Here is a 19,575-nt window from a genome sequence, read left to right on the forward strand (position 1 = left end):
AAATCAGCGCTAATGGGGTATTTGTCGTTAGTCCATGCAAACGGCTACGCGCGGGGTCAATTTGGTCACTAACTCGTAGGCGATAGTGCCAATATGCTCGGCAACATCCTCAACGGGTAACGCCTTGCCCCACAACATGACAGCATCCCCAACCTTATCAGTGGCGTCTATGCCTAAGTCCACCGTAAGCATATCCATTGATACTCTGCCAACAATAGGTACTAAGCGGCCATTGACCCACACTGGGGTACCCTCTGGGGCATTACGCGGATAACCGTCACCGTAACCAATCGCCACCACCCCTAATTGGGTATCTTGCTTAGCATGCCAATAACTGCCATAGCCCACAGGATCGCCGGCCTTGTGGTCGCGAACAGCAATGAGCTGCGACACCAACTCCATGGCTGGCACTAAACCATGATTACTGCCAAAGTCATTGGCAACGGGTGAGACACCATAAAGGGCAATACCTGGGCGGATCCAATCGGCCTGTGTTTGCTGCCAGTACAATGCTGCAGCCGAGTTAGCTAAGGTGCGAAATCCCGGCAGACCTTGGGTCATCTCATTAAAACGTTCGGCTTGTTTCGCCGTCGCTGGATTATCAGGCTCATCGGCGCAGGCAAAGTGGGTCATCAAATGGATAGGTTTGGCCACTTGCGGGCACGCCATTAAACGGGCATAAATGGCGTTGAACTGGGCCAGATTAAAGCCAAGCCTATGCATACCCGAATCAATTTTTAGCCATACGGTCACAGGCTTAGTCAGAGTTTGCTGCTCGAGCATCTCGATTTGAAACTCGTGGTGCACCACGGTATCTATGTCATGGGTGACGAGCAGTTCCAGATCGCTTTGACGAAAAAAACCTTCTAACAGCAGCAGTTTAGCAGTAACGCCACCAGTCCTGAGTTCGAGCGCCTCTTCTAATCTTGCCAAGCCAAAACCGTCGGCGGTCGATAGACAGTTAGCAACATTCAGTAAACCATGACCATAGCCATTAGCCTTAACCACGGCCATGACCTTACTGTGGGGGGCGAGCTCGCGTAATCGGCGTAAATTCGATTTCAGCGCCGCGGCACTGATCTCTGCACGGGGAAAGGGTTTCAAACAATAACCTTATTTTAGAAGCAAGTAACCTATAACAACATAGCGCAAATTAACGGCTCGCGGGGCAAGATAAATCATCTTTCATCCTGCCCCACTGGCGATTAATCTTCTTCGAATTGAGGACCCGCGTAGTTATCAAAGCGTGAATATTGGCCTTGGAACACCAAACGCACCCGGCCGATAGGGCCGTTACGTTGCTTACCAATAATGATCTCTGCGGTGCCTTTATCTTGTGAGTCGTCGTTATACACCTCATCACGATAAATAAACATGATCAAATCCGCATCTTGCTCAATAGAACCCGATTCACGCAAATCCGAGTTTACAGGGCGTTTATCGGCGCGTTGCTCCAACGAGCGGTTAAGCTGTGACAGTGCGATCACTGGGATCTCTAACTCTTTTGCCAAGGCTTTAAGCGAGCGCGAGATCTCGGCGATCTCCAGCGTTCGGTTGTCTGACAAAGCAGGTACCTGCATCAATTGCAGGTAATCGATCATGATCATCGACAAACCGCCATGCTCTCTGGCAATCCGCCGTGCGCGGCTACGCACCTCGGTTGGCGTTAAACCCGAGCCATCATCGATATACATCTTGCCCTGCTCGAGCATAATGCCCATGGTCGACGATACCCGAGCCCAATCGTCATCGTCGAGCTGACCGGTACGGATCTTGGTTTGGTCGACGCGTCCAAGCGACGCCAGCATACGCATCATGATCTGTTCTGAAGGCATCTCGAGACTAAAAATCAATACCGGTTTGCCTTCATTCAATGCCGCTTGCTCACACAGGTTCATCGCAAACGTGGTCTTACCCATAGAGGGACGCGCCGCCACGATGATCAAGTCACCCGATTGGAAACCGGCGGTCATCTTATCTAAGTCGCCAAAGCCACTCGATACCCCGGTAACACCGTTATGCGGGTTGTTATATAGGGCTTCAATTTTATCGACCGTTTTTTCCAAAATGGTCTTAATGCCTTCTGGTCCCTCATTGGCATTGGTGCGCTGCTCGGCGATTTTAAAGACTTTACTCTCGGCTAAATCCAGTAGCTCGCCCGAGTTTCGTCCTTCAGGATTAAAGCCGGCATCGGCAATCTCGTTGGCGACTTTAATCATTTCGCGTACCACCGCACGCTCACGCACGATAGAGGCGTAGGATAAAATATTACCTGCACTTGGGGTATTTTTAGCAATTTCACCTAAGTAGGCAAAACCACCGGCATCTTCAAGACTATCTTCAAGTTCGAGCTGCTCTGATACGGTGATCAAATCTATCGGTTGGCCGGCAGCCACCAAAGACTCCATCGCCATAAAGATCATCCGGTGAGAACGGGAATAGAAATCTTCTTTTACCACGGCCTCAGCCACTTTATCCCACGCGTCAGAGTCCAACATCAAACCACCCAGCACAGATTGCTCGGCCTCAATCGAATGTGGCGGCATCTTTAATGCATCGAGTTGTAAATCTCTGGGCTTTTTCTTAGCCTGAAAACTACCTTGCTGTGCCATTTACTCTCCAAATTTCCAACAATTAGGCAAAATATGATATAAAACTGGGGTCAAGCAGAGCCATAACTGGCAGCCTACGCCAGTTAATCCAACAAACACACCTATAATAATTAAGGAATAAACATGCGCAAAGCATTGGTTGCAGCCTTAATGCTGTCATCAGGCATCGCCATAGCCGATGAAGGGCAGTGGCAACCTTATCAGATGCCGTCAATCGCCGATAAACTTAGCGAACGCGGTATTCACATTGCAGCAGAGCAACTCGCCGATCTGACCCAATACCCAATGAATGCCGTTGTTGGCCTCGGGTATTGTACCGCCAGTTTCGTATCCCCCCAAGGGTTAGTTGTGACTAATCACCACTGTGCTTATCAGGCTATCCAATACAACAGTAAAAAAGCACATAACTACATCGAAACCGGCTTCTTAGCCAAAAAAATGAGCGATGAACCCTCGGCGGGCCCTAATGAGCGCCTGTATATTACCGAGGCGGTCACCGATGTGAGTGACCAAGTCAAACACCAATTAAGCGACGATCCACTGCAACGGTTTGAGCAAATCCAAACCCATCGCAAAGCCTTAATCAAACAGTGTGAGAGCGATGAAAACTACCGCTGCTCGGTACGCAGTTTTCATAACGGCTTAGAATACTACCTTATCAAGCAGTTAATCATTCGTGATGTGCGTCTGGTCTATGCCCCACCAGAGAGCGTGGGCGCCTTTGGTGGTGATATCGATAACTACGAATATCCGCGCCATTCGGGCGACTTTACCTTCTTGCGCGCTTATGTAGGCAAAGATGGTAAGCCTGCGGCATATTCAGCTGACAACGTGCCCTTTACCCCTAAAAGCTACCTCAAGATTAACCGCGATGGCGTCAAAGCCGGTGACGGCGTATTTGCCGCAGGCTATCCGGGTTCGACCAGCCGTTACCGCCTCACCAGTGAACTTAAGTTTGCCAGCGACTGGCTCTACCCTACCCTCGCTACGCGCTATCAACTGCGTATCGATACCCTCGAAGCCATGGGAGAACATGATACGGATGTAGCCATCAAATATGCAGGCACGCTACTGTCGATGGCTAATCGCATGAAAAAGTACAATGGTCTACTCGATGGTTTTAAGGCTACCGATATTGCGAGCATCAAACAGTCACGCGAAGATAGCTTTAGCCACTGGCTAGCAAACGATAGTGAGTATCAGCACTACCAAGCCAAATTTGACCAACTCGAAGCCTTATTGATTGAGCAACGTGCAGCGCAGCAACGGCGCTACTTCTTCGACAACGCTCAGTCTAGCGCCTTGTTGTCTGCGGCCAATCAGCTTTACCGCTTAGCCAAAGAGCAAACCAAGCCCGATGCTGAGCGTGAAGAGGGTTATCAAACCCGTGACATGAAGATGTTTAAAGCGCGTCTTAAACGTATCGATTCACGTTTTGCCATTTCCGTTGATAAGACGTTATGGCTGCAGGATCTTAACGCGTATCTGGCGCAAGAACATCGAGTGGCTGAGCTCGACGAGATGCTCAACACCGAAGGGAGTAACATCACGCTGTCAGATAAATTAGACGGCCTCTACTCATTAACTTCACTTACAGATCAAGCTAAACGTTTAGCCTGGATGGATGCCGATGTTAATGCCTTTGAAAGCAGTAGCGATCCCTTTATTCGCTTAGCGGTTGCCCTATACGACACCAATATGGCACAAGAGCAAGCGCAAAAGACCTTAGCCGGTAAACTGTCTAAAGCCCGCCCAGATTATATGCAAGCGGTTATCGCCTACTACAAGGCAAACGATTGGCCAGTGTATCCCGATGCTAACGGTACTTTGCGCATCACTTACGGTATGGTCGATGGTTATCAATCAAAAGATGCCCTCTATAAACAGCCCTTTACCCGCTTAGAAGGACTTGCGGCTAAACATACTGGCGTCACGCCATTTAATGCGCCGCAAAAGGTATTAGATGCCATTACCGCTAAGCGTTACGGCAGTCACCAAGTGGAGTCGGTTTATCAAGATCCCGCCTCATGGTTGTGCCGTCTGTTTTCTTGTATAGATAAACCTGAACGCTTCGACTCGGTGCCGGTTAACTTTCTATCCAGTGTCGATACCACGGGAGGTAACTCAGGCTCACCGGTGTTTAACGGCAAAGGTGAACTGGTGGGGCTGAATTTTGACTCGACCTATGAGGCGATCACTAAAGATTGGTTCTTTAACCCAACCATTACACGTGCTGTGCACGTCGACTTTAGGTATATCCTGTGGATGATGGATGAGGTGGATCATGCCGATAATCTGCTTGATGAGCTAACACTCGTCAGTAATTAACCGCCTAGGCTATATCAAAACCACCTGCGGGTGGTTTTTTATTGCCGGTTTAAAATTACCAACTTGCTAGTCGCTTATTTTAGGCATAAAAAAACACCGCTCTAATCACGTTAGTGCGGTGCTCTCTTTAAAGCGATTAAGCTAAGTTATTAAGCTTCTGCAACAACAGAAACTTTAACTACAGCTTTAACTTCAGTGTGAACTTGAACATCAATTTCGTATTCACCAGTAGTGCGGATAGCACCTAGTGGAAGACGAACTTCGCTCTTAGCAAGTTCAACACCAGCAGCAGTAACTGCATCAGCGATATCACGGTTACCAATTGAACCGAATAGCTTGCCTTCGTCACCCGCTTTAGAAGCGATAACAACTGGCTCAAGTGCGTTAATCTTTTCAGCGCGCTCGTTTGCAGCAGCTAGATCAGCAGCTAACTTAGCTTCTAGTTCAGCACGACGTGCTTCAAAAACTTCAGTGTTAGCAGTGTTAGCAACAACAGCTTTACCTTGTGGTAAAAGGTAGTTACGTGCGTAACCCGCTTTTACAGAAACTTGGTCACCCAAGTTGCCTAGGTTAGCGATTTTATCAAGTAAAATAACGTTCATTTTATATTCCTCTAAATTGATGCAGTATTACTGATGTAAATCAGTGTACGGCAGTAGAGAAAGATAACGAGCACGCTTAATGGCGCGAGCTAGTTGACGTTGATATTTAGCGTTTGTACCAGTGATACGGCTAGGAACAATTTTACCACTTTCAGTGATGTAGTTCTTTAGAGTAGCGATATCTTTGTAATCGATCTCTGTAACGCCTTCTGCAGTGAAACGGCAGAACTTGCGACGACGGAAATAACGTGCCATGTGACAGTCTCCTAAGTTTTCAATTCGACATTTTCAGCGTGTAATACCAAACGGTTTTGGCCATTTCGCCCTTGTTGCAGAGCAATAAAACCTTGAACCTCGATATCCACCCCGGATTTCAGTTTGTCTGTAACGCTTTCAAAGCGTTCGCCGCTCAATATGACTTGTATCTGACAGTATACGTTTCTGAGCATTTCAGCTTCATAACACTGTGATTTGTGTTCCAACATAATCACGCAATGCGCGATACCAGCAGGGCTTTTAAAGCTTCTAGAACGGGTTATGGTTCCAGACAACACCAAGTTATTGGTGGACACAGAAAAACTTACTCTGCTGTGTTTTCAGCGGCTTCTTCAGATTCATCAGCTGCATCAGCAACTGGACGATCTTCGCTAGAACGACGTGAATCACGCTCGTCTTTTGCTTTAGCCATTGGAGAAGCTTCAGTGATGGCACCTTTAGTGCGCATAACCATGCTACGAAGAACAGCGTCGTTGAAACGGAAAGCTGTTTCTAGCTCTTCAACCGATTCTGCAGTTGCTTCTACGTTCATAAGAACATAGTGAGCTTTATGCAATTCGATGATTGGGTAAGCCAGTTGACGACGGCCCCAATCTTCTAAACGATGGATTTGACCGCCAGCTTGGGTAAGAATACCCGTGTAACGTTCGATCATACCTGGCACTTGTTCACTCTGATCAGGGTGAACTAAAAATACGATTTCATAATGACGCATTTTTTGCTCCTTACGGTTATCTAGCCTCGTTGTTGGCTCAGTCAGACCAAATAGAGGCAAGGAACTAATTAAAGTGACTGAATTAAGCCGCGGAATATTACCTGCACAAGCAACAAAATTCAAGCGATATCTTAAGCCGTTGCACTTTACCGACAGGGCATGAAAACGCTATCATATTGGGCTGTCGTATTGACGAGCGCCGAAATCTGGGCTCGCTTAAGCAAATTAAGAATAATAATAATGGTAAGAGCTACTCTTTTATTCGTCACACTCTGTTTTTCTTACAGCGCCTGGGCACTTGTTCCGCCCGACTACCAAGAGCCCCCCAGTGATTTTTCTGCCGAAATCGAAGCGGGTTTACAGATCAACACCGGTAACACCGACTCCAGTAGCTTTAACGGCCGAACAAAATTGGTTTACGATACGGCGGTGTACCGTCAAGAAGGGGTGATAAAAGCCTATTACGCCGCCGATGCGGAAAAAACCACCTCGGAAAAGTACGATCTACAGCTACAGTCCAGTTATAAATTTTACAGCGGCTATGTGTTTGCTCGCGGCGACTTTATTGAAGACCGCTTCGGTAGTTATACCCGCAGCTCTACCGTTTCAACTGGCTATGGTTTCGATGTGATCAGCGACAATAACACCCGCCTCAGTTTAGAGGTAGGTCCTGGTTATCGTTATAATTTACCAGCGGTAACCGATGACATTCCCGCCCCCGCCGCCGATCGCGATATCATTTTACGTACCGCAGCCAAATTGGAGCAACGTATCCATGAATACACTAGCTTTAACGCCGATCTGACCGCAGAAGCTGGCGAAGAAAACAACACCTTAACCCTAGATTTAAGTTACAAGAATACCCTGTTCCAAGATTGGGCCTTTAAAATCGGCATGAACGTTAAGTACACCGAAGTGGTGCCCGAAGGCTCGAAACAAACCGATACCGTAACCACTTTCAACCTACTCTATACCTTTCAATAATCGTCATATTAAACAACCGCCTCAACTGCAGCATACATTACGGCCTTACCCTATAAGCCCGATGCAATAAAAAGGCGCAATCATGATGACGATTGCGCCTATCACAGGCGACTCTCTTGGCGAAGCTCACCCATCTTTGATCCCTTGTTATAATTAACAGCCGTTAATCCATCAAGTTAATAACCATGACGACTCACTGCAGACCAATGCTTATCAACCTCTTGTTTAATAAAAGCTCGCTTCTGTGCATTTAACTTGTCTAAATCAATACCAACCGCCTGCTGAGCCGCCTGTTTCGTCGATATATCGGGGTAGCTGACTTGGATGACAGCTAACTCTTTCAGCACACCAGCCAAATGGCCGCGCGCCTCATTAGCCTGATTAATCGCCTTGTCGAGTAACGCATTGCCCTCTTGAGGATTATGAGCGTACAAACCATGTGACGACATGGCAAAATCCCAGCGCCACTGTGCATGCCGAATAGCCATGATGGCATCATTCATCATCGGCCAATTCGCGCCCGCATCCCAGGCGGCGCCCGCTTCATAATGTGCCTTTACCAACAAATCTTCTATCTCACGAGCCTTAGCGTCAATTTGCATCTTGGCCCGTTGCAACCGGCCAACCAAATCGGTCTTATTAGCATGACAGTCTTGGCACACTTGCTCATAATTCGATAACGCGTCACTCACTTGATGATTAGTGAACTCTTTCCCCGTAGCATCTTTTGCCGGTGGCATATGACAACTAATACAGGTGACGCCTGCTTCAGCATGTTGGCTGCGACTCCAGTGTTCAAATTCAGGGTGGCGCGCTTTTAAAATAGGGGTTTTCGAGATGGGATGGATCCACTCGTAAAAACGACGCGCATCATAATATTTCTCGATAAGGTCGGCGGTGCTGCCAAATATCCACGGAATGTTAACCTTATTACTGCGCTCAGGCTGAAAATAATAGGTCACATGACATTGGCCACACACCTGGGCTCCCTGCATATTACTGTCTTGTTTATCAAACGGCAGGTGCACCTTAGCCATGGCATCTTGAGCGTGCGGGCGCGGTAAGTTTAATTCGGCAGAGCCACTGACATGGCAATCAGTACAATACACCACGCTGTTCATTTCGCTGCCGAGATCGGTAAAGTTTTGCGCCGAAAATCCTTCTACACCCAGCTTATCGATTAATCTCGGCACATCCGGTGATTTGCAGGTCCAGCAACTCGCCGATAGGCCTTGCTCCCCAGCAGCTGGCGCCACGCCCGTACGTAAAGTATGACTGACATCGGCCACCGCAAAATGATGACCGCGAGGGCTGTGATATTCTTTGGCGTATGCAGAGCCAGCCCATAAAACAATAGCAGCTGGGTAGCTGGCCAGCATATCGGTCCGCTCCTCCTGCTCTGATGTCGCCGCCCAGCTCGTATATTGATTAGGAAACTTAGCCTGCATCGTTTCAGGACTGGCTGACTCTGCCAGGGCGTAGCCATAATTTATCCACATAGCGCTACCCAATAGCGTTAATAGCAAGCCTTTGTTTCGCCCTAGGGCAGAGCCGAATAACCCTTTATTAAACAACATTATAAATCATCCCTCTTTAACAACGTTTAACACAATATTCATACCGATATCGAGCAGCACCTGCTAGCCAGGGCGTCCGTCTATTCTGGGCTGAGTGAGGATCGGCAGATAAAACCACACAAACAACCCAAAGGAGACGGTCCAACACCCCGCCGCTAACCATAGCCAGGTCTGAGCATATTGCGGCCACAGCAGTGGTAAAACCGCACGCAGTAAGGCCGCGAGGATCAATCCGATAAAGGCGATAGCCATATTGGGCCCCTGATAAATATTGCGACTGGTGTGACCCAGCGATACCCTCGAGATCATCGACAAACAGATCCCGGCGAGCGTGCCGATGGCAAATAGGTGCAGTAGTTGACGGTAAGCATTCTCATCATCAATATTCCACGCCAGTGCAGCCAAGGTAATGGGCAAAAATAAGTAAGCACTGTGCAGCGACCACAACAAAGGTTCACCCAAGGTTTTATGAGGATACCAACGAGACCAGCGCACGAAATGCAGCAGGGCGGCAACGACCAGCAAGCCTTGCTCGATATTAGCTGGTATGACCTTCACCATTGCCTGCAGCACAAGCGTCAGCATTAACAGGATGAGGCAACGGTCTAAGATGACGATGGGATTGGGCTTAGACTGCTTAATGCGCATAGCCGTAAAGAAGGGGATAACGCGCCCACCCACTATGGTGATCAACAGTCCCAGCCACCATAACATCGCCTGCCAAATCTGCTGACTAAGGGTGAAATTACGCTCACTGAGCGCGTAGTAACTGAGTAAATTAATCACTAAGGCAAGCAGTAACATGATGGGAAAACCAATGTTATTCCACTGCTTAACTTTATAAATACAGCGCCATAAGGTTATAGCCGTGATGGCTAAAAACAGTGAATCGAATAACGACGGTAACCATAGCGGCAGCGCCATAGGCAATAACAACAATAACCTAGCCATCAACCAACAACCGAACGTCAATGCCAATCGATACCCTTTTAAGCTAGGTTGATTGGTCCACGTTTGCACCGATGTCAGTAAGAAACCGCAGACAATCGCCAAGGCAAAACCAAATAGCATCTCATGGGGATGCCACCATAATGGCACCACCTTAAGCCAGAATTGATTGGAAAACAGGCTAAATTGCGGCAAAAACCAAGTCACCAACCACAAAGGGATATACAAAGTGGCCAGTATGGCTCCCCCGAGGAAAAATGGCCGAAAGCCTAAACGCCATATGGCTGGTGTTTGTTCTGTTGCGCGTGGATCATCGATATTCAACATGACTATTCCAATATAACATTCAACATAATTAGCTGATTAAAAATCACTTAACCTCATTGAATGGCCATTCTTGACGTATTCAGTCAGGCATGTCCATTAATACTGTGGCTCAGCGCCCAAATAAACACACATTATAAATGCAACTTATAATTTAAGTGTATCCACAGCTGCCATCAGCGACAACCGATAAACTTTCCTATATTGAGAAGTGTGATCTGCCTAGACAAATTACGCTATCATATGTCGCAAAAATACCGCTTTAGAGGTAGTTAAAAGTCAGGTCGTAGCCTCGATGATGTCGACTTATATCGCCTCGCAAACCCACAAGGTTAATCATCATGACCACGCTAATTGAGATCCACTGCGCCACTGAACTTAGCCAGTTGCTGCAACAAAATAATGCTGTGCTGTTATTGTTTGGTGCCACTCATTGCGGGGTTTGTCAGAGCATTAAACCGCGAATAGGTGACATGCTGAGGGATGAGTTTAGTCAGATGAAGTGGGCTTATATCGACTGCCATGCACACCCCGCCATTGCAGCGGCGCACCATGTATTTAGCCTGCCTGTAGTAGAACTCTATTTCCAGGGGCAAGCTTTTGGTCGTTTCTCTAAGGTGTTTTCGATAAGGGAGCTCAAAGAGGCGATTGCTCGCCCCTATTACATGTTGGACTAATTAACAATGGTGACCTTTTCAATCACTATCGCCTTAACAGGAACATCATCATGCTTGCCTTGCGACTGAGTCTTTTGCAAGGCAATTTGATTGACCACATCCATACCCGCTTGCACCCGACCGAACACCGCATATCCCCAGCCGGCATTAGTCGTGGCCACATGATCCAAAAAGGTGTTATCGGCCAGATTAATAAAAAACTCAGCGGTGGCCGAATGAGGCGCATCGGTACGCGCCATGGCAATGGTGCCTTTTACATTGCTAAGGCCACGATTGGCTTCATTAACGATAGCCGCTCGCGTTGGCTTCTCCTGCATATCGACGCTAAAACCGCCACCTTGGATCATAAAACCTTTAATCACTCGATGAAAAATGGTCCCCTCAAAAAATCCCTCTTGGCAATATTTGAGAAAGTTTTTACTGCTGATCGGCGCCCGTTGCATATCGAGCTCAATCTCTATATCACCTAAATTGGTGGTCAAAATAATCATTAAACAGGTGTCCTGTGACATAAGATGCCTGCGAGTATAGCGCAGCCCTCAGATGACGAGAACACTCCTGGCAACATCGCGCAGCCCACTGGAATAAACAGCCCTGCGCTGTTTGTATTTAGTCGCAATTGGCGCTTAAATGGCTCTTACAGGCAATCACTTTAGGTGCAATATGAGTACAGATAAGCGTTACTTTTATGAACCCCGCAACGGCCACGGCCTAGCCCATGACCCCTTAAATGCCATTATTGGCCCGCGCCCTATTGGCTGGATCGCCTCACGCAATGCGCAAGGTGATCGCAATCTGGCACCTTATAGCTTTTTTAACTGCTTTAACTATCATCCGCCCATCATCGGCTTTGCCAGCGTCGGCTATAAAGACAGCGTGGCCAATATTGTCGATACGGGTCAATTTGTCTGGAATTTAGCAACGCGCCCCTTAGCCGAGCAGATGAACCAAACTTCGGCGGCCTTACCCCATGGGCGAGATGAATTTGAGTTTGCCGGGCTCACTCCTGCCCCAGGCGTTCTCGTGGCGGCCGATAGGGTGGCACAAAGCCCAGTGAATTTTGAATGTAAGCTATCGCAATGCATTCAACTGCAGGCGGCTAACGGGGACAAAATTGATACTTGGTTAGTACTTGGCGAAGTGGTTGCGGTGCATATTGCACCGCATCTGCTTGACGCTCAAGGTGTTTATCAAACGGCGCTGGCCGAGCCTGTGCTGCGAGCCGGCGGCCCATCGGCTTATTACGGTATTTCAGAAGCGCAGCGTTTCGACTTAACTCGTCCTACTGCATTTTAATCTGACTACAATGACTACCCATAAAAAAACCGCCCCATGCAACATGGAGCGGTTGTTAACAAGAGTCACTCAGACCGCTTATGCGACTGCGACTTTACGTCTTCTGTCTGCGATGATGATACCAACTAAGGAGATCACCCCAGCCGCGATACCGATGGGCTGACTCAATGATTGCTCAAGCCCTAAACCTATCCCTGCCGTGGCGATATAAGAGACGGTCACACTGGTACCTACGGTCGCCGGTAGACTGACGATCCAGTGGATGGTGCCACGATCGAACAAGTACTTCGTCGCTAACCACAACACACTGGTCGATAACAACATGTTAGAGAAGGCGAAATAACGCCATACCAAAGAGAAGTCAATTTTGGTCATAAAGTAGGCGATCACCAAGATAGGGACAGCAACAAAGAGACGATTACGAATGCTCTGTGGGATCTTAAAGGCATCGATAATGGTTAATCGCAATGAGCGAAACGCAGTATCACCCGAGGTGATAGGAAACACGGCCACGGCAATAATCGCCATAATACCGCCAGCAACGCCTAGGTAAGTGGTCGCTACCTGATTTACCACTAGGCCAGGGCCGCCTGCATCGAGAATACTTTTTAGCTCAACATAACCGCCCGGGAACGCCGCAATACCTGCCATAGCCCACACACACGCCACAATACCTTCTGACATCATTGCGCCGTAGTACACTGGACGCACATATTTTTCATTGGTTAAGCAACGCGCCATGATAGGAGCCTGTGTCGAGTGGAAACCACTGATCGCACCACAAGTAATAGTCACAAACAGCAGGGGCCAAACTGGTAATCCATCAGGGTTGGGCGCCAACAGGTCGTTGTTGTAATGGCTGTGATCGAAATAAGCAAAGATATCGCCCATCTCTGGCAGTTGCGGCGCACTGAACAACAAAGCTACGGCAATCGATACTGTCATAACAATCATCAGTAATCCAAAAAATGGATAGAGTTTAGTGATGATTTTATCGATTGGTAGCAAGGTTGCTAAAAAGTAATAGCCCAAGATAACCAATACCCAAAAGGTATTTTCAGCAAAGATGGTGTCTTTGAAAAAATCCAAATTACTCAGCAATCCTGCTGGGCTCATGATAAAGACCACGCCCACAAAAAACAGCAGCATGGCGGTAAAGATCAACATGATGGCTTTAAAATAGATATTAAAATAATGACCGGCAATTTCAGGCAGACTCTTACCGTCCTCTTTGATGCTTAATACACCAGAGAAGTAGTCATGCACCGCACCACCAATAATGTTACCCAGTACAATCCAGACGAGCGCTACTGGACCGTATAACGCCCCCAAGATAGGACCGAAAATCGGCCCTACACCCGCCACGTTCAAAAATTGAATTAAGAACGCCTTAACCGGATGCACTTCGACATAATCGACGCCATCATTGAAACGAGATTGAGGAGTTTTTGCGTTAGGGTCAATACCCGCCTGACGTTCTACAAAAGGACTGTAAAATTTATAAGCCAGTAGGAGTAACCCAATACAAATAAAGAATATTAGCATTGTTATCACCATCCGTATTTATGAGTAGGTTTTAATTTTTATATTTTCAGTAACTTATACTAAGCGGTCTACTGGTGAAAGGTTGAATAGCTCATGCCCCCTTCAACAGGATAGCACTCAGTTTTACACCGTCGTCACTTGTAAGCATCCTGCAAACGGCTTGTAACGAGGTTGCTGAATCCTACTACAGCGGCGCAAGAAATAACATTAACAATAACAGTTACCAAGGTTAAATTTTTAATTCTCTATAGCAGGGTTTCATCGAGAAGTAAGCTAAACAGGGATAAACATAACCGCTTAGGTAACAGTAACCTAAGCGGTCTACTATCCTTTATAATAAGGTTTTGGCGAGCGTTAAACTGTCCTCAAGGTGGCGCGCATAGGCCACCTTACCCTGGCGCTTTCTTATGCCTGCGCGGCGTAATTTAAGGATCATTCTCGGCTGCAGATTGTTAATGATCAGCGCCACATTTTTGCTCTGCAGTTGCTGAGCTATCGATTCCATCGCGACAATGGCACTCATATCGAGCAAGGTGACATGGGACATATCTAAAATCACCACCCGCACGTCGGGGCGCACCGCCGTAATGGTTTGCAGCGCCTTTTGCGCCGAGCCAAAAAACAGCGGTCCATCGATATCGTAAATAACCACTTGCTCAGGAATCGCATAATGCTCATGGTCGAGCTTCATCGCTTTGGGACCACTCAAACTAATGCTGCGGCGGATAAACAAGATTGCCGCCATCCCCATACCGACTGCAACGGCAATGGTCATATCAAATAACACTGTCAGTAAAAAACAGGCGAGTAAAATCACCACATCGTCTCTAGGCGCGATCTTAAGCGTGCGCATAAAATGGCGCGCCTCACTCATATTCCAGGCAACCACTAACAGTAATGCCGCCATCGACGCCATCGGAATGTAAGCCAATAACGGTGCCAACATTAAGATGCTTAATAAGATAAACCCGCTATGCACCACCGCCGACAGTGGCAAGCTCCCCCCCGCTTTCACATTCGCCGCCGTGCGGGCAATGGCTGCCGTGGCGGGGATCCCCCCAAACAGGGGCGCCACCATATTGCCTATCCCCTGACCAATCAGCTCATCATTAGAGTGATGCCGTTTGCCCGACATCCCATCGGCTACTACCGCACATAACAAAGACTCTAATGCGCCTAATATGGCGATGGTGATTGCTGAAGGTAACAGCTGCCTAATCAGCTCAAAACTCAATCCTATGGGAGCGCCACTGGCATCGGGAAGCTCCCATGGCCAAGTAAAGCTGGGCAATAACGGCGGGATCCCTTGCCCTGCCACCCCACCAATTTCATAATGAAAACGGCTACCTATGGTCGCCACACTAAAATCCGTTAGCCCTTGGGTTAATAACCACGCCACGACGGCGCCAACGGTCAGTGCCACTAAGTGTGCCGGTATTTTTGAGCGCAACTTTGGCCACAGCAATAACACCATTAAAGTGATTGCACCAATCAAGGTTTCCTGCCAAGTGATACTAGAAAACGCCGAGCCTATGGCCGACACCTGTTGTAAATAGTGACCTTCTACAGGCGCCACACTCAAACCAAAAAAGTCTTTAATTTGTAATGTGGCGATCACCACCCCGATACCAGCGGTAAAGCCTATCGTGACAGGATAGGGAACTATCTCAATCAGCCTACCCAGCCGCGCCATGCCCATCAGCACTAAAATCATGCCCGCCATAAAACCGCTCAGCAGCAAACCGCCTAAGCCAAACTGCTGTACTATCGGCAGCAAAATCACCACAAAGGCTGCTGTTGGCCCCGAAATATTGACTTTAGAGCCCCCGGTAATGGCGATAATTGCCCCAGCGACCATAGCGGTATACAGGCCATGTTGCGGCGGCACACCGCTAGCAATAGCCAGTGCCATAGATAAGGGCAGCGCGATGACGCCAACGGTTAAGCCCGCCAACACATTGGCTTGCAACTCGACGCCAGAAAGCGGTTTACTCAATGATTTTTTCAGTGCTGATAACATCTTAATCCCGATAATGTAGCGCTAACGCTTGCAACACACTAACGGGCTATCGAGTGTAATGAGTCCAGATCACGGCTTGTTTGCGCTAGGGCAAGTTTGGGCAAGTCAATGAGGTGACGATACACCTTAGAGTCTCTGTGTGCGAAAAAGCAAAAGCGCTTAGCAACATAAGAGTTTTATAACCACAGCGTGATTATGGTTTTTTATTGTAAACCTACAGCACGCATGGATGTAAGGGGCTGGGCATAAATAATTTACCACTGAGGCTTTAAGCCTAGATAAAGCCAAGATTCACTAAGGTCATTAACCGCTACTGACACCCGCTCAAAAAATCAGCGAGCGGCCGAGATAATACACAAATGTGAAGTTACACCCTTGAGCCACAACCGCAATTAGCGCATGATATCAGCCCCTTTACAGACTCAAGTGGTATCACTTTATCTGTAAAAGGGATCCGTTCGGATGAAGGTAGCAGGAGAGCGGGGATTAACCCCACACCGACGAGGCAACTCTGCATGCATAAGCTCAGCGCTTAACGTACAGAGCACTCTTTCAGGTACCACTTAGGTGGTGAGGACTGTTACTGGACGAGCCTCTGGAGAGACTGTGCACAGATAGGTGAGCGTTTACCTAAATATGACACAGCGCCGAAGGCGAAAGTGGCGATGGTATCAATCCATCACCGCGAAACGCTCAGGCAAAAGGACAGAGGAGAGGATGACTGTATGCGTCGTCATTTGCCGCTGCCCATTTTTTGCCATCGCTTGGCCGAAACAGCACATCTGCACTTTACGATACCGAAATTCAGCCATTTCTTTTCCTCCTCCGATTATTAAGACGAATCGTCAAGCAGTTTAATACTCGAGGAACAACATGAACTTTCACGCTTTACTCACAGATATCAATGCCATTGTATGGGGCCCCATTACCCTATGTTTATTGGTTGGTACAGGTCTATACCTCACCCTGCGACTGCGGCTATTACAGGTGTTTAAATTACCCTTGGCGTTAAGCCTGTTATTTAAACCCGCCAGCGGTAAAGGGGATCTGTCATCTTTTGCAGCGCTGTGCACCGCCCTATCGGCCACCATAGGTACAGGTAATATTGTTGGCGTCGCTACCGCCATAAAAATTGGTGGACCTGGCGCCCTCTTTTGGATGTGGCTGGCCGCTTTTTTTGGCATGGCGACCAAATACGCCGAATGCATGCTGGCGGTGAAATACCGCACGGTCGATGAACGTGGCAATATTGCCGGTGGCCCCATGTACTATATTGAACGTGGCTTGGGGCTACCTTGGCTGGCAAAACTCTTTGCCCTATTTGGTATTGGCGTGGCTTTCTTTGGGATCGGCACCTTCGCCCAAGTCAATGCGATTAGCGATGCCTTAACCATTGCCTTCGACGTCCCCACTTGGGGGACCGCCGTGGTCTTAACCCTGCTGGTCGCCGCCGTCACCTTGGGCGGGGTTAAACGTATCGCCAATGTCGCACAAAAGTTAGTACCCACTATGGCAATAGGCTATGTATTAGCTTGCATTTGGATTTTATTTAGCTTTTCAGAGCAAATAATTCCAGCCTTTGAATTGGTATTGCACTCAGCCTTCACCCCGATCTCGGCCGCCGGTGGATTCCTTGGCGCCACTGTGGCCCAAGCACTGCAAATTGGTATTGCTCGCGGAGTATTTTCCAATGAGTCTGGTCTAGGGAGTGCGCCCATTGCCGCCGCCGCGGCGAAAACCAACGAGCCGGTTGAGCAAGGGCTGGTGAGCATGACGGGCACGTTTTTCGACACCATCTTAATTTGTACCATGACAGGCTTAGTGTTGATCATCACTGGCGTCTGGAATGGCGACACAGCTGGCGCCGCCATGACCAGCGCCGCATTTGCCTCTGGTGGCTCGGTCATCGTCGGTCAATATGTGGTGACTATCGCGCTGGTCTGTTTTGCCTTTACCACTATCTTAGGCTGGCACTATTATGGCGAACGCTGCTGGCACTACCTCACGGGTAACCGCCTCGGCCAGCACGGCATTAAAATCTATCAATGGTTATTTTTAGGCTTAATCGCCGCCGGCGCCTTTATCCAACTGGACTTAATTTGGATGCTGGCCGATACCGTCAATGGCCTAATGGCGATCCCTAACCTCATTGCGATCATCGGCTTAAGAGATGTGATTTTGGCTGAAACCCGCCACTACTTTAGTAAGCGCAAACAGCTTGTGGCTGAGCAGGTAACTGCGTAAGTTCATTAGTTCATTGAATTATCTCGGCTACACCCAATAAAAATGGGGCATAATTGCCCCATTATTATTGCTCTTTAATCCTTAGTCTCTTGATGACTACTGCGTTTTTAATAAGCTCATCACCGCAGGCACCGACTCAATTTCACACTCTTTCATCACCTCTTCAATAGTTTGTGCCATAACTGGACGATGTTGCCTGACCACCTGATAGAGCTGAAAACACAAGATGATGTCACTCTCAGTAAGCTGCTTATGTTGGTGCGCCATCGCCGAGAGATAACCGCGCATGATAAAGCAATCGAGCACCAACAGCCTAAAGGCTTTCAGCGGCGCCTCTTCGCCAAGCAGAGGAAAGTGATGATGAAAAATCGCGTAGAGAATATAACGCTCAAACAGATCGCTATGCTCACCTAATGCGGGGAGCGCAATAGCATTCCATGCCTGATTCATGGCCGCGACACTAAATTCATTGTCTTCATTGCAGATGGCCGACACCGCCTCGTTTAAGCGAGTAAATCGCGCCCTTGTGGCCCGAGAATGAATTTGACAAAAAGTGGAGTGAACCCCAAAAAAGGCGTGCGACTGTGGGATAGGGGTATATGGCAATTTAGCGTATTGCTCAACCAATAATCCCGCCTCGGCAAATTGCTTCAGCTGCAAAAAACGCTCATCGAGGGCGCTGTCGGGTAACAGGCCCGCTCGCACCTCTTCACTGGTTTTCATTAATAAACCAATGGCCAGCAGCGCCGGCTCCCAATCGAGTCCTAAACCCACTAACAACTCTAGGCTGTACTCATAACTCTTTTCAAGCCAAATCGGAGAGGGCTTAACTACCGCCTTATTTCCACTATTTTGCACATCAAATTGAAATGCATCGGGATGAAACAACACGATACGCGCGACTTCTGGGCAAGACATACTCAGCGAGCGGTACTTGTTACCGCCAAGATGACGGTCGAGTTTAGGATAGGTCTTACAAGTGTCGCTTAAGGCGGCTTCACCAGCATGTTTATGAATATTGCACAGCTTTTGCTCATCGAGAAACGGACAGCCCCCCTGTTCATCAAGCTTTACCGTGGCCCAATTAGCCGCATTTTTTTTCACTTCGGTAAAGGCTATTTTGGCAAGCGAGGCAAACTTAGGATGGCTAACGGTTTTTTTATAGCTTTTTTTGTCAAACGTAATGGTCCAATCGTTACAGCAACTGTCTTCACACTCGGGGCCAACACAGTTAAATAGACTGACATAATTGGGTTTGATCACAAGATTGTTCATGGGGCCACTTACTTACGCTTAAATTTTAAGTAAGGTAACAAGAAAGCTGGCGCATCGACAAGCTGAATTCATTGACACAGCACTCACCAGCAAATGTTAAACCCTTTTGCCCTGTCGATGCCGCCGTAATTGGCCCTGGCACTATTAAGCCT

The 19,575-nt window shown here is 48.1% G+C and carries 17 protein-coding genes and 1 riboswitch; of the genes, 5 read left to right on the forward strand and 12 right to left on the reverse strand.

Annotated features, from left to right (window positions below):
* Window positions 1-27: 27 nt before the first annotated feature.
* Window positions 28-1,104, reverse strand: a complete 1,077-nt coding sequence (alr, locus tag AC5YB1_RS16655) for an alanine racemase (protein ID WP_494520076.1) — start codon at window positions 1,102-1,104, stop codon at window positions 28-30.
* Between the two features lie 101 nt (window positions 1,105-1,205).
* The gene (dnaB, locus tag AC5YB1_RS16660) at window positions 1,206-2,612 is read right to left on the reverse strand and encodes a replicative DNA helicase (protein WP_110457153.1); all 1,407 of its coding nucleotides are present in this window, start codon (window positions 2,610-2,612) and stop codon (window positions 1,206-1,208) included.
* Between the two features lie 123 nt (window positions 2,613-2,735).
* Between dnaB and AC5YB1_RS16665 the strand changes: the two genes are divergently transcribed.
* Entirely contained in the window at window positions 2,736-4,940 is a 2,205-nt protein-coding gene (locus AC5YB1_RS16665) for a S46 family peptidase (protein WP_494520077.1), read from the forward strand.
* A 149-nt stretch (window positions 4,941-5,089) separates the two neighbouring features.
* Here the strand turns inward: AC5YB1_RS16665 and rplI are convergent, their stop codons facing one another.
* From rplI to rpsF, 4 genes are read right to left on the reverse strand one after another with little or no spacing between them, the layout of a single operon-like run.
* Window positions 5,090-5,542 carry a 50S ribosomal protein L9 gene (gene rplI, locus AC5YB1_RS16670; protein WP_475515829.1) on the reverse strand — a complete coding sequence of 151 codons (453 nt, stop codon included), beginning with the start codon at window positions 5,540-5,542 and terminating at the stop codon, window positions 5,090-5,092.
* Between the two features lie 27 nt (window positions 5,543-5,569).
* On the reverse strand, window positions 5,570-5,797 hold the full coding sequence (gene rpsR / locus AC5YB1_RS16675; protein ID WP_011867078.1) for a 30S ribosomal protein S18: 228 nt from the start codon (window positions 5,795-5,797) through the stop codon (window positions 5,570-5,572).
* Between the two features lie 11 nt (window positions 5,798-5,808).
* Window positions 5,809-6,114 carry a primosomal replication protein N gene (priB, locus tag AC5YB1_RS16680; RefSeq protein WP_110457148.1) on the reverse strand — a complete coding sequence of 102 codons (306 nt, stop codon included), beginning with the start codon at window positions 6,112-6,114 and terminating at the stop codon, window positions 5,809-5,811.
* 8 nt (window positions 6,115-6,122) lie between these two features.
* A complete protein-coding gene (gene rpsF, locus AC5YB1_RS16685; RefSeq protein ID WP_110457147.1) occupies window positions 6,123-6,533 on the reverse strand; it encodes a 30S ribosomal protein S6 in 411 nt (136 codons plus the stop codon).
* 240 nt (window positions 6,534-6,773) lie between these two features.
* On the opposite strand from rpsF, the gene AC5YB1_RS16690 reads away from it, so the two are divergent.
* The gene (locus AC5YB1_RS16690; RefSeq protein ID WP_494520078.1) at window positions 6,774-7,517 is read left to right on the forward strand and encodes a DUF481 domain-containing protein; all 744 of its coding nucleotides are present in this window, start codon (window positions 6,774-6,776) and stop codon (window positions 7,515-7,517) included.
* Window positions 7,518-7,693: 176 nt separating this feature from the next.
* Here AC5YB1_RS16690 and AC5YB1_RS16695 read toward each other — a convergent pair whose 3' ends face one another.
* Together AC5YB1_RS16695 and AC5YB1_RS16700 are read right to left on the reverse strand one after the other, a co-directional pair.
* Entirely contained in the window at window positions 7,694-9,016 is a 1,323-nt protein-coding gene (locus AC5YB1_RS16695) for an ammonia-forming cytochrome c nitrite reductase subunit c552 (RefSeq protein WP_494521668.1), read from the reverse strand.
* 141 nt (window positions 9,017-9,157) lie between these two features.
* A complete protein-coding gene (locus AC5YB1_RS16700) occupies window positions 9,158-10,369 on the reverse strand; it encodes an NnrS family protein (protein WP_475515827.1) in 1,212 nt (403 codons plus the stop codon).
* Window positions 10,370-10,707: 338 nt separating this feature from the next.
* Here AC5YB1_RS16700 and AC5YB1_RS16705 point away from each other — a divergent pair, with 338 nt between their 5' ends.
* Window positions 10,708-11,043 (forward strand): thioredoxin family protein, encoded by a 336-nt coding sequence (locus AC5YB1_RS16705; protein WP_475515826.1) that lies wholly within the window; start codon window positions 10,708-10,710, stop codon window positions 11,041-11,043.
* Here AC5YB1_RS16705 and AC5YB1_RS16710 read toward each other — a convergent pair.
* The gene (locus AC5YB1_RS16710) at window positions 11,040-11,534 is read right to left on the reverse strand and encodes a peptidylprolyl isomerase (RefSeq protein ID WP_494520079.1); all 495 of its coding nucleotides are present in this window, start codon (window positions 11,532-11,534) and stop codon (window positions 11,040-11,042) included. The genes AC5YB1_RS16705 and AC5YB1_RS16710 overlap by 4 nt on opposite strands.
* 172 nt (window positions 11,535-11,706) lie before the next feature.
* Between AC5YB1_RS16710 and AC5YB1_RS16715 the strand changes: the two genes are divergently transcribed.
* Window positions 11,707-12,339, forward strand: coding sequence for a flavin reductase family protein (locus AC5YB1_RS16715; RefSeq protein ID WP_475515824.1), 633 nt, complete (start codon window positions 11,707-11,709; stop codon window positions 12,337-12,339).
* 78 nt (window positions 12,340-12,417) lie between these two features.
* Here AC5YB1_RS16715 and AC5YB1_RS16720 read toward each other — a convergent pair whose 3' ends face one another.
* Together AC5YB1_RS16720 and dauA are read right to left on the reverse strand one after the other, a co-directional pair.
* On the reverse strand, window positions 12,418-13,884 hold the full coding sequence (locus AC5YB1_RS16720; protein WP_475515823.1) for a carbon starvation CstA family protein: 1,467 nt from the start codon (window positions 13,882-13,884) through the stop codon (window positions 12,418-12,420).
* Window positions 13,885-14,215: 331 nt separating this feature from the next.
* Complete coding sequence (dauA, locus tag AC5YB1_RS16725) at window positions 14,216-15,904, reverse strand: C4-dicarboxylic acid transporter DauA (protein WP_494520080.1); 1,689 nt, start codon at window positions 15,902-15,904, stop codon at window positions 14,216-14,218.
* A gap of 585 nt (window positions 15,905-16,489) precedes the next feature.
* Window positions 16,490-16,623, forward strand: a riboswitch (glycine riboswitch).
* A gap of 154 nt (window positions 16,624-16,777) precedes the next feature.
* On the opposite strand from dauA, the gene AC5YB1_RS16730 reads away from it, so the two are divergent.
* Window positions 16,778-18,148 (forward strand): alanine/glycine:cation symporter family protein, encoded by a 1,371-nt coding sequence (locus tag AC5YB1_RS16730; RefSeq protein ID WP_494520081.1) that lies wholly within the window; start codon window positions 16,778-16,780, stop codon window positions 18,146-18,148.
* Between the two features lie 96 nt (window positions 18,149-18,244).
* Here the strand turns inward: AC5YB1_RS16730 and fliB are convergent, their stop codons facing one another.
* Entirely contained in the window at window positions 18,245-19,423 is a 1,179-nt protein-coding gene (gene fliB / locus AC5YB1_RS16735) for a flagellin lysine-N-methylase (protein WP_494520082.1), read from the reverse strand.
* Between the last annotated feature and the right edge of the window lie 152 nt (window positions 19,424-19,575).

Source organism: Shewanella sp. 433, assembly GCF_059338565.1.

Coding starts and splice junctions, on each gene's coding strand:
- AC5YB1_RS16710 (WP_494520079.1), bottom strand. CDS start 11,534: ATGATTATTTTGACCACCAATTTAGGTGATATAGAGATTGAGCTCGAT.
- dnaB (WP_110457153.1), bottom strand. CDS start 2,612: ATGGCACAGCAAGGTAGTTTTCAGGCTAAGAAAAAGCCCAGAGATTTA.
- AC5YB1_RS16690 (WP_494520078.1), top strand. CDS start 6,774: ATGGTAAGAGCTACTCTTTTATTCGTCACACTCTGTTTTTCTTACAGC.
- AC5YB1_RS16700 (WP_475515827.1), bottom strand. CDS start 10,369: ATGTTGAATATCGATGATCCACGCGCAACAGAACAAACACCAGCCATA.
- AC5YB1_RS16665 (WP_494520077.1), top strand. CDS start 2,736: ATGCGCAAAGCATTGGTTGCAGCCTTAATGCTGTCATCAGGCATCGCC.
- fliB (WP_494520082.1), bottom strand. CDS start 19,423: ATGAACAATCTTGTGATCAAACCCAATTATGTCAGTCTATTTAACTGT.
- AC5YB1_RS16715 (WP_475515824.1), top strand. CDS start 11,707: ATGAGTACAGATAAGCGTTACTTTTATGAACCCCGCAACGGCCACGGC.
- AC5YB1_RS16720 (WP_475515823.1), bottom strand. CDS start 13,884: ATGCTAATATTCTTTATTTGTATTGGGTTACTCCTACTGGCTTATAAA.
- rpsR (WP_011867078.1), bottom strand. CDS start 5,797: ATGGCACGTTATTTCCGTCGTCGCAAGTTCTGCCGTTTCACTGCAGAA.
- AC5YB1_RS16695 (WP_494521668.1), bottom strand. CDS start 9,016: ATGTGGATAAATTATGGCTACGCCCTGGCAGAGTCAGCCAGTCCTGAA.
- AC5YB1_RS16705 (WP_475515826.1), top strand. CDS start 10,708: ATGACCACGCTAATTGAGATCCACTGCGCCACTGAACTTAGCCAGTTG.
- AC5YB1_RS16730 (WP_494520081.1), top strand. CDS start 16,778: ATGAACTTTCACGCTTTACTCACAGATATCAATGCCATTGTATGGGGC.
- dauA (WP_494520080.1), bottom strand. CDS start 15,904: ATGTTATCAGCACTGAAAAAATCATTGAGTAAACCGCTTTCTGGCGTC.
- rplI (WP_475515829.1), bottom strand. CDS start 5,542: ATGAACGTTATTTTACTTGATAAAATCGCTAACCTAGGCAACTTGGGT.
- rpsF (WP_110457147.1), bottom strand. CDS start 6,533: ATGCGTCATTATGAAATCGTATTTTTAGTTCACCCTGATCAGAGTGAA.